Below are 8705 nucleotides of genomic sequence, written 5' to 3'. Positions count from 1 at the left end.
TGCGCCCGGTTGAGCCGCCCGGCCACCTGCGCCGTGCGCGCCCACAGCTCGCGCTGCCGGGCATCGCGGGCCAGCGCGAGCGGGGTGGGAGACATGACTCAATCGTACACCTGTTCGAACCCCGACGCCATGTCCATCCACAGGGAATTGCGTTGCCGCGCAACCGAATTGGTGAGGTGACGGCCGGCGCCGATGCCGGCGCCGGTGGAGCGGTCAAGGCGGTGGACGAGTCGCTCAGCGGGCGACGAGGTAGCCGTCGGCGTCGACCGTGACGGGCACCGGGTCGATGATCTCGAACCCGTCGAGGCCCTGCGACTCGAGGTTGCGGAAGCCGATGAGCACCCACGAGCCGTCGCGCTGCTGCACGAGCGGCGCGGCGAACAGGTTCGGCTCGGCGGCGAACGGCCGGGCGGCGTCGACGTCCCACGGCCCGAGCGGCCCGGGCCCGGGCACCGACCACGTGCAGTACTCGCCGGTGCGGGCGATGCGCTCGGGCGTCATCTCCTGGGGGTGGCAGGTGAAGACGAGCACCCAGCGGCCGTCGACCTGCTTGTCCTGGAGCACCTCCAGCTGGCCGAACCCGGTGCCGGTCCCGCTCAGCGGTGGCCCGAGGGTCCAGTGCTCGAGGTCGGTGCTGGTGGCGTGCCCCACGACGCCGTCGTCGTTGCGGCCCGCGCCGACACCCCGGGCCGTGATCAGCATGTGCCAGCCGTCGCCGCCGGGGTCGGGCAGCACGAGCGGGTCGCGCCAGGTCTCGCTCGAGCCCTCGAGGTCCGGGCCCTCCGTGGGCGCGGGGGTGTTGGCCAGGTTCTTGTACCAGGTGCCGTCGACCCGCAGGGAGGGCTGGTCGGAGACGCGGGTCCAGTGGTGCAGGTCGTCGGACACCGCCGAGCCGACCCGCTGGTCGTAGACGTGGTGCCCGGCCGTCGAGATCGCGGTGTAGAACATCCGCCACCGGTCGCCGTCCCGCACGACCGACCCGGTCCAGATCGCCAGGTCGTCGAAGCCGGTCTCGGCCGGGCCGAGGCACTCACCGAGGTAGTCCCAGGTGACCAGGTCACGCGAGGTCGCGTGGCCGACCCGGGCCGCGGTGTGGCGCTTGGCGGGGTCGCCCAGCGACCGCGGCGCCTGCAGGAAGAACAGGTGGTAGAGGTCGCCGTCGTCGGCCACCCAGGAGTCCCAGACCCAGAGGTCGTCGAGCCGCAGCATGCGCACAGTGTGGCGGTGCGGCCGCGCCTTCGCTAGCGGTCGTCCACCGTCCCGCCGGCGCGCCAGTACCTGCCGTCCCGGCGCTCGAGGAATCCCTCCTCGACGAGGTACCGGCGCAGGGCTGCGACGTCGGGGTGGCGAGGCCGCAGCAGGTTGTTCACCTGCGTCTCGTCGTAGGTCTCGCCCGGCGCGAAGTCCTGCGCGAGCAGGTCGAGCACGACCAGCCGCTTGCGGATCTTCGTCGGCATCGAGCGCAGCGAGCCGTCGTCCGCCACGAAGGCGCGCAGCACGGCGTCGCGGTCCTGCAGGGCGTCGGTCAGGGCGGGTCGGTCCATGCCTCGACGCTAACGAGCCTCGGCACGCGCGGGCCACGCATTTCCCACGCCGTGACGACGAAATGCGCGCGAAACACCGGCTTGGTCTACTGGCCACGCACCCGCACGCCGGGCCCGTCACACCCCAGGAGGCCGCCGATGCACCTGTCGCCCGCCGACACCGAGAAGCTGCTGCTGTCCGTGGCCGGCATGGTCGCCCGCGACCGGCTGGCCCGGGGCGTGCGGCTCAACCATCCCGAGGCGGTGGCGCTGCTCTCGACCTGGGTGCTCGAGCGTGCCCGCGAGGGCGCCCTGGTCGCCGACCTCATGGAGGAGGGGCGCACGGTGCTCACCCGCGAGCAGGTCATGGACGGCGTCCCGGAGATGCTGCCCGACGTTCAGGTCGAGGCGACGTTCCCCGACGGCCGCAAGCTCGTCACCCTCCACCACCCGATCGCCTGAGGAGCACCCATGGCCACCAGCAGCAGCGGCCCGGGCGCGGTCCGGGTCCGTCCCGGCACCGTGACCCTCAACGCCGACCGCACCGACGCCGAGCGGATCACCCTCGTGCTCGTGAACACCGGCGACCGCCCCATCCAAGTCGGCTCCCACCTGCACCTGCCCGACGCCAACGCCGCGCTGGACTTCGACCGCGACGCGGCCCACGGGTTCCGCCTCGACATCCCCAGCGGCACGTCGGTGCGGTTCGAGCCCGGCGTCAGCCGGGAGGTGGCCGCCGTGGCGTTCAAGGGGCGCCGCCGCGTCCCGGGCCTGCAGGTGCGCGAGGGGGACGGAGCCCTCGATGGCTGAGCTGGACAGAGACGAGGACATGGTCGCGTCGCGCGGCAGGGGGCCGGAGCATGGCTGACATCGACCGTGAGCGGTATGCCGCGTTGTACGGGCCGACGACCGGGGACCAGGTGCGCCTCGGGGACACCGACCTGTGGGTCGAGGTCGAGGACGACCTCACGATCGGCGGCGAGGAGGCCGTCTTCGGCGGCGGCAAGTCGATCCGCGAGTCCATGGCGCAGGGCACCCGCACCAGCGCGGAGGGCGCCCTCGACACGGTGATCACCAACGCGGTCGTCCTCGACCACTGGGGAGTCGTCAAGGCCGACGTCGGCATCCGCGACGGCCGGATCGTCGCCCTCGGCCGGGCCGGCAACCCCGACGTCGCCGACGGCGTGCACCCCGACCTCGAGATCGGCCCCGGCACCGACGTCATCTCGGGCGAGGGCCGCATCCTCACCGCCGGGGGCATCGACCTGCACGTGCACTTCCTGTCGACGAGCCAGGTGCACGAGGCGCTGGCAGCCGGCCTGACGACCCTCGGCGGCGGCGGCACCGGACCGTCCGAGGGCTCCAAGGCCACCACCGTGACCCCGGGACCGTGGCACCTCGCGAACGTCCACCGGGGCCTGGACCACCTGCCCGTCAACGTGCTGCTCATGGCCAAGGGCAACACGGTGAGCGAGGCGGGCCTGGCCGAGCAGGCCCTGGCCGGCGCGGCGGCATACAAGGTGCACGAGGACTGGGGCAGCACCCCGGCGGCCATCGACGCGGCCCTGCGCGCCGCCGACCGCTGGGGGCTGCAGGTGACGCTGCACAGCGACAGCCTCAACGAGGCCGGCTACGTCGACTCGACCATCCGCGCGATCGGCGGCCGCGGCATCCACGCCTTCCACACCGAGGGCGCAGGCGGCGGGCACGCGCCGGACATCATCACCGTCGCGTCGCTGCCCAACGTGCTGCCCGGCTCGACGAACCCGACGCTTCCGCACACCGTCAACACGGTCGCCGAGCACCTCGACATGCTCATGGTCTGCCACCACCTCAACCCGGCCGTCCCGGAGGACCTCGCGTTCGCCGAGAGCCGGATCCGCGCGACCACCATCGCCGCCGAGGACGTCCTGCACGACCTCGGAGCCCTGTCGATGACGAGCTCGGACGCGCAGGCCATGGGCCGGATCGGCGAGGTCGTCACCCGCACCTGGCAGGTCGCCCACGTCATGAAGCACCGGCTCGGCCCGCTCGGCGGCACCCTGCCCGCGGACAACGAGCGCGCGCGCCGGTACGTCGCGAAGTACACGATCAACCCGGCCGTCGCGCACGGCATCGACCACCTCGTCGGATCGGTCGAGCCGGGCAAGCTCGCTGACCTCGTCCTGTGGGACCCCAAGTTCTTCGGCTGGCGTCCCGACGTCGTGATCAAGGGCGGTGCGATCGTGTATGCCGCGCTGGGCGACCCCAACGCCTCCATCCCCACCCCGCAGCCGGTGCTCATGCGGCCGGCCCTCGTGGCCGAGGGCGGGGCCGGCGCGGACCGCTCCGTCACGTTCGTCGCGCCGGCCGCCCTCGAGGACGGGCTGGCCGACCGGCTCGGCCTGCGACGCCGGCTCGAGGCCGTGCGGCCCACCCGGAACGTCACCAAGGCCGACATGGTCAACAACGACGCGACGCCCCGGATCGAGGTCGACCCCGAGTCGTTCGCGATCCGGGTCGAGGGCGAGCTCGTCGAGCCGGCGCCGGCGACCGAGCTGCCGCTCGCCCAGCGTTACTCGCTGTTCTGAGCCGAGCCTGCGAGCCGACCACGACCATGCTCCCCCACCCCGAGTTCGCGGCGATGATGCTGGCCGACGGCCGGCTGCCCGTCGGCGCGCACACCCAGTCCGCCGGGCTCGAGCCGGCCCTGCTCGGTGGCCTCGACCCGGCCGACGTGCCCGACCTGGTGGCGACCCGCCTCGCGACGGTCGTCGCCGTCGAGGCGGGAACCGCCGTCGTCGCCCGGCACCACGTCCTGGCCGGCCTGCCGCTGGCCGAGGTCGAGCAGGCCTGGGCAGCCCGCACCCCCAGCGGGGTCGCACGGGAGGCCAGCCGCGCCGTCGGCCGCGGCCAGCGCAGGCTCTGCCGGCGGCTGTGGCCCGGGAGCGCCGCGTGCGCCGCCCTGGCCCCGCTCGCGCAGCCCTCCCGACCGGTGGCGGTCGGCGCCATGGCCGCCGCCGGCGGGCTCGACGGTGCGCGAACTGCCCGGCTCGTGGCGTACGACGACGTCCAGTCGCTGTGCAGCGCCGCGCTCAAGCTCTGCCCGCTCGACCCGGCGGAGACGACCGAGTGGCTGCTGGCCGCAGGGCCGGCGGTCGAGGCCCTCGTCGCCGAGGTCGCCGACCTCACCGAGCCCGCCGGCATACCCGCCGGCTCCGCCCCGCTCCTCGAGTCCTGGCAGCACCGCCACGGCTCCGCACCCCGGAGGTTGTTCCGTGCCTGAGAGCACCCGCTCGTTCCGCCTCGGCGTCGCCGGCCCCGTCGGCACCGGCAAGTCGAGCCTCATCGCGATGGTCTGTCGCGAGCTGGCCGGCGAGCTGCAGATCGGCGTCGTCACCAACGACATCTACACCGACGAGGACGCCCGGATGCTCCGCGCGGCCGGGGTGCTGGATCCCGAGCGGATCCGCGCGGTCGAGACCGGGGCCTGCCCGCACACCGCGATCCGCGACGACGTCACGGCGAACCTGCTGGCGGTCGAGGACCTCGAGGCCGACTTCGCGCCGCTCGACCTCGTGCTCGTCGAGTCGGGCGGGGACAACCTCACGGCGACGTTCTCACCCGCACTGGTCGACGCGCAGGTGTTCGTCCTCGACGTGGCGGGCGGCGGCGACGTCGTGCGCAAGGGCGGCCCCGGGATCGCCCGCGCCGACCTGCTCGTCGTCAACAAGACCGACCTCGCACCGCACGTCGGCGTCGACGCGGCGCTCATGGCGCAGCAGGGGCGCGAGGCCCGTGGCGGCCGCCCCGTGATCGCCCTGTCGCGGCACGACCCGGCCTCGGTCGCCGAGCTGCGGTCGTGGCTGCTGCACCTGCTCGACCACCACCGCTCCGGCGCGCACACCCCCGTCGACCCGGGCCCGATGGCGCCGCACTCCCACGCCGATGGCACCGCACACACCCACTGAGGCGGGCGCGGCCGTCCCGCCCGGGCCGTCGAGGGCACCGGCGCCGGTGTCGCCGGCGCCCCCGGCGTCGCGGCGCACCCGGGTCGCCCTCGTCGCCGGCGAGGAGGGGCGCCCGCGCCTCGAGCTGGCCACCGGCCTGCTGGCTCCCCAGGTCGTCCGGGTCGCAGGCTCGCGGGCCGAGGTCGCCCTCGTGGCGACGACCGCGACGCTGCTCGGGGGGGACGAGGTCCGGCTCGACGTGGAGGTGGGACCGGGCACCTGGCTGGACCTCCGGGACGTCGCCGGCACCGTGGCGTACCACGGCCGTGGCAGGGCATGCCGGGTCGACGTCTGGCTGCGTGTGGCGCCGGGGGCGACCCTCACCTGGGCGGGCGAGCCGCTCGTGGTGTCGGGCGGCGCCGACGTCACGCGCACCCTCGACGTCGACGTCGCCGAGGGCGGACGGCTGCTGCTGCGCGACACCGTCGCCCTGGGGCGCACCGGCGAGTCCGGTGGCGACCTGCGGTGCACGACGGGGACCACCGTGGCCGGGCGCCCGGCCCTGGTCGAGCAGCTGCGGCTGGGCCCGTCGGCGCGCTCGCGCCCGGGGGTGCTCGGGCACGCCCGGGTCGTCGACACCGTCACCGCCCTGGGGTGGCAGCCGATGGCGACCCCCGCAGTCCCCGGGGCGGACGTCTACACCCTCGAGCAGGGGGGCGTCGTCGCCCGCGTCCTCGCCGGCGAGGCGCACGAGTCGGGCCTGCGGACCCTCTGGGACCGGTGGCGGGCGCAGCTCGAGGTGGGTGACGGTCCGGCGCCCGGCGACGGCCGGGGTCGCGGCGACGGCCGGGGTCGCGGCGACGGCCGGGGGCGCGGCGGCGAACCATCCTTGTGACGGATCCGGCCCGCACCCGCCCGGCGTAGCGTCCGGAGCCTCAGGGGACCCAGCGAGAAGGAGCAGGTCATGGCCCAGTTCATGGACGTCCACACGAGCATGCAGGGAGTCACGGCGGAGGCCCTGCTCGAGGCGCACCGAGCCGACCTCGCGATCCAGGGCGAGGAGGGCGTGGACTTCAAGCAGGCGTGGGGCGACCCGAACACCGGTCACGTGTTCTGCCTGTCCGAGGGCCCCGACGCCGAGGCGATCCAGCGGATCCACGAGCGCGCCGGGCACCCGTACGACGAGATCCACGAGATCACCGTCACCGCCTGACCGGGGTCGCCACCCGCCCGCGTCCGAAAGGCGGGTGGCCACCTGCTCTCCTCCGGCCCCGATCTACCATGGAAGAACGCCCGCACCAGCGGGAACGACATGGAGAACAGGTGGCGGGGAAACGCACATGAGCAGCAAGTCCGTCCAGCAGCTCGACCGAGTGGTGATCCGGTTCGCCGGGGACTCGGGTGACGGCATGCAGCTGACGGGGGACCGGTTCACGAGCGAGACCGCGGCCCTCGGCAACGACCTGTCGACCCTCCCCAACTTCCCGGCGGAGATCCGCGCGCCCCAGGGCACCCTGCCCGGCGTCTCGAGCTTCCAGCTCCACTTCGCCGACCACGACGTGCTGACCCCGGGCGACGCCCCCGACGTCCTGGTCGCGATGAACCCGGCCGCGCTCAAGGCCAACCTGCGCGACCTGCCGCGCGGCGCCACGATCATCGCCAACACCGACGAGTTCACCAAGCGCAACCTCGGCAAGGTCGGCTACGCCGCCAACCCGCTCGAGGACGGCAGCCTGGAGTCATGGCACGTCCACCCGGTCGCGCTCACGAGCATCACGGTCGAGGCGCTGGCCGAGTTCGACGGGCTGTCCCGCAAGGACAAGGAGCGCGCGAAGAACATGTTCGCGCTCGGGCTGCTGTCGTGGATGTACCACCGGCCGACGAGCGGCACCGAGTCGTTCCTGGCGAAGAAGTTCGGCAGCAAGCCGGAGATCCTCGCCGCCAACCTCGCGGCCCTCAAAGCCGGCCTCAACTACGGCGAGACGACCGAGGACTTCGCCGTCTCCTACGAGATCGCCCCGGCGAAGATGTCCCCCGGCACCTACCGCAACATCACCGGCAACCTCGCCCTCGCGCTCGGCCTCACGACCGCGGCGCACCGAGCCGGCATACCGCTCGTGCTCGGCTCGTACCCCATCACCCCCGCATCCGACATCCTGCACACCCTCAGCGGCTTCAAGCGCTACGGCGTGACCACGATGCAGTGCGAGGACGAGATCGCCGGCATCGGCGCGGCGCTGGGCGCCAGCTTCGGCGGCGCCATCGGCGTCACGACGACCTCCGGCCCCGGTGTCGCGCTCAAGTCCGAGACGATCGGCCTGGGCGTCAGCCTCGAGCTGCCGCTCGTCATCGTCGACGTCCAGCGCGGCGGCCCGTCGACCGGCCTGCCGACCAAGACCGAGCAGTCCGACCTGCTGCAGGCGATGTTCGGCCGCAACGGCGAGTCGCCCGTGCCGATCGTGGCGCCCCAGTCGCCGGCCGACTGCTTCCCCGCAGCCCTCGAGGCGGTGCGGATCGCGACGACCTACCGCACCCCGGTGTTCGTGCTGTCCGACGGCTACCTCGCCAACGGGTCCGAGCCGTGGGCCGTCCCGCAGGTCGAGGACCTCCCCGACCTCACCGTGCAGTTCGCCACCGAGCCCAACGGCACCGCCGCCGACGGCACTCCCGTCTTCCACCCGTTCCTGCGCGACGAGACCACGCTGGCCCGGCCATGGGCCGTGCCCGGCACCCCGGGCCTCGAGCACCGTGTCGGCGGCATCGAGAAGGCCGACGTCACCGGCAACATCTCCTACGACCCCGACAACCACGACCTCATGACGCGGCTCCGCGCCGCCAAGGTGGAGCGGATCGCCGACACCATCGGGGACCTCGAGGTCGACGACCCCAGCGGCGAGGCCGACGTGCTGGTCCTCGGCTGGGGCTCGACCTACGGCCCGATCGCCGCGGCCGTCCGCAGCGTCCGCAACACCGGCGCCAAGGTCGCCCGGGCGCACCTGCGCCACCTCAACCCGTTCCCCCGCAACACCGGCGAGGTGCTGCGCCGCTACGAGCGCGTCCTCGTGCCCGAGATGAACATGGGCCAGCTCGCGATGCTGCTGCGCGCCAAGTACCTCGTCGACGTCCACTCGTTCACCCAGGTGCGTGGCCTGCCGTTCACGACCGTCGAGCTCGCCGACGCGGTCGTGTCGCTGCTCGAGGAGACCGGTTCCGCCACCACCGACAGCACGCAGGAGGTCCGCGCGTGAGCGCC

General features: G+C 73.7%; 10 protein-coding genes. 8 read left to right on the top strand and 2 right to left on the bottom strand.

Annotated features, from left to right (window positions below; all coding sequences use genetic code 11):
- Positions 1-234 precede the first annotated feature (234 nt).
- Positions 235-1209: a glycoside hydrolase family 68 protein gene (locus RKE38_RS11565; protein ID WP_316007563.1), complete on the bottom strand. Its 975-nt coding sequence runs from the start codon at positions 1207-1209 to the stop codon at positions 235-237.
- Between the two features lie 32 nt (positions 1210-1241).
- Entirely contained in the window at positions 1242-1544 is a 303-nt protein-coding gene (locus RKE38_RS11560; protein WP_316007562.1) for a DUF2087 domain-containing protein, read from the bottom strand.
- A 138-nt stretch (positions 1545-1682) separates the two neighbouring features.
- Here RKE38_RS11560 and RKE38_RS11555 point away from each other — a divergent pair, with 138 nt between their 5' ends.
- The 8 genes from RKE38_RS11555 (at position 1683) to RKE38_RS11520 (ending at position 8700) form a co-directional block, all read left to right on the top strand.
- Positions 1683-1985 (top strand): urease subunit gamma, encoded by a 303-nt coding sequence (locus RKE38_RS11555; protein WP_316007561.1) that lies wholly within the window; start codon positions 1683-1685, stop codon positions 1983-1985.
- 9 nt (positions 1986-1994) lie between these two features.
- Positions 1995-2333 (top strand): urease subunit beta, encoded by a 339-nt coding sequence (ureB, locus tag RKE38_RS11550; RefSeq protein WP_316007560.1) that lies wholly within the window; start codon positions 1995-1997, stop codon positions 2331-2333.
- Between the two features lie 50 nt (positions 2334-2383).
- Complete coding sequence (locus RKE38_RS11545; protein ID WP_316007559.1) at positions 2384-4093, top strand: urease subunit alpha; 1710 nt, start codon at positions 2384-2386, stop codon at positions 4091-4093.
- Positions 4094-4119: 26 nt separating this feature from the next.
- Complete coding sequence (locus RKE38_RS11540) at positions 4120-4788, top strand: urease accessory protein UreF (protein ID WP_316007558.1); 669 nt, start codon at positions 4120-4122, stop codon at positions 4786-4788.
- Complete coding sequence (gene ureG, locus RKE38_RS11535; protein WP_316007557.1) at positions 4781-5473, top strand: urease accessory protein UreG; 693 nt, start codon at positions 4781-4783, stop codon at positions 5471-5473. Before RKE38_RS11540 ends, ureG begins: the two co-directional genes overlap by 8 nt.
- A gap of 46 nt (positions 5474-5519) precedes the next feature.
- Positions 5520-6347, top strand: a complete 828-nt coding sequence (locus tag RKE38_RS11530) for an urease accessory protein UreD (protein WP_316007556.1) — start codon at positions 5520-5522, stop codon at positions 6345-6347.
- Between the two features lie 69 nt (positions 6348-6416).
- Positions 6417-6665, top strand: a complete 249-nt coding sequence (locus tag RKE38_RS11525) for an SCO4226 family nickel-binding protein (RefSeq protein WP_310153840.1) — start codon at positions 6417-6419, stop codon at positions 6663-6665.
- Between the two features lie 127 nt (positions 6666-6792).
- Positions 6793-8700 carry a 2-oxoacid:acceptor oxidoreductase subunit alpha gene (locus tag RKE38_RS11520; protein ID WP_316007555.1) on the top strand — a complete coding sequence of 636 codons (1908 nt, stop codon included), beginning with the start codon at positions 6793-6795 and terminating at the stop codon, positions 8698-8700.
- The last annotated feature ends 5 nt before the right edge of the window (positions 8701-8705 follow it).

The organism is Phycicoccus sp. M110.8 (genome assembly GCF_032464895.1).
Lineage (GTDB): Bacteria > Actinomycetota > Actinomycetes > Actinomycetales > Dermatophilaceae > Pedococcus.
The sequence above is the reverse complement of the archived record's forward strand: the minus strand, read 5'-3'. Positions and strand labels throughout refer to the sequence as shown.

Coding starts and splice junctions, on each gene's coding strand:
- RKE38_RS11565 (WP_316007563.1), bottom strand. CDS start 1,209: ATGCTGCGGCTCGACGACCTCTGGGTCTGGGACTCCTGGGTGGCCGAC.
- RKE38_RS11560 (WP_316007562.1), bottom strand. CDS start 1,544: ATGGACCGACCCGCCCTGACCGACGCCCTGCAGGACCGCGACGCCGTG.
- RKE38_RS11555 (WP_316007561.1), top strand. CDS start 1,683: ATGCACCTGTCGCCCGCCGACACCGAGAAGCTGCTGCTGTCCGTGGCC.
- ureB (WP_316007560.1), top strand. CDS start 1,995: ATGGCCACCAGCAGCAGCGGCCCGGGCGCGGTCCGGGTCCGTCCCGGC.
- RKE38_RS11545 (WP_316007559.1), top strand. CDS start 2,384: ATGGCTGACATCGACCGTGAGCGGTATGCCGCGTTGTACGGGCCGACG.
- RKE38_RS11540 (WP_316007558.1), top strand. CDS start 4,120: ATGCTCCCCCACCCCGAGTTCGCGGCGATGATGCTGGCCGACGGCCGG.
- RKE38_RS11525 (WP_310153840.1), top strand. CDS start 6,417: ATGGCCCAGTTCATGGACGTCCACACGAGCATGCAGGGAGTCACGGCG.
- RKE38_RS11520 (WP_316007555.1), top strand. CDS start 6,793: ATGAGCAGCAAGTCCGTCCAGCAGCTCGACCGAGTGGTGATCCGGTTC.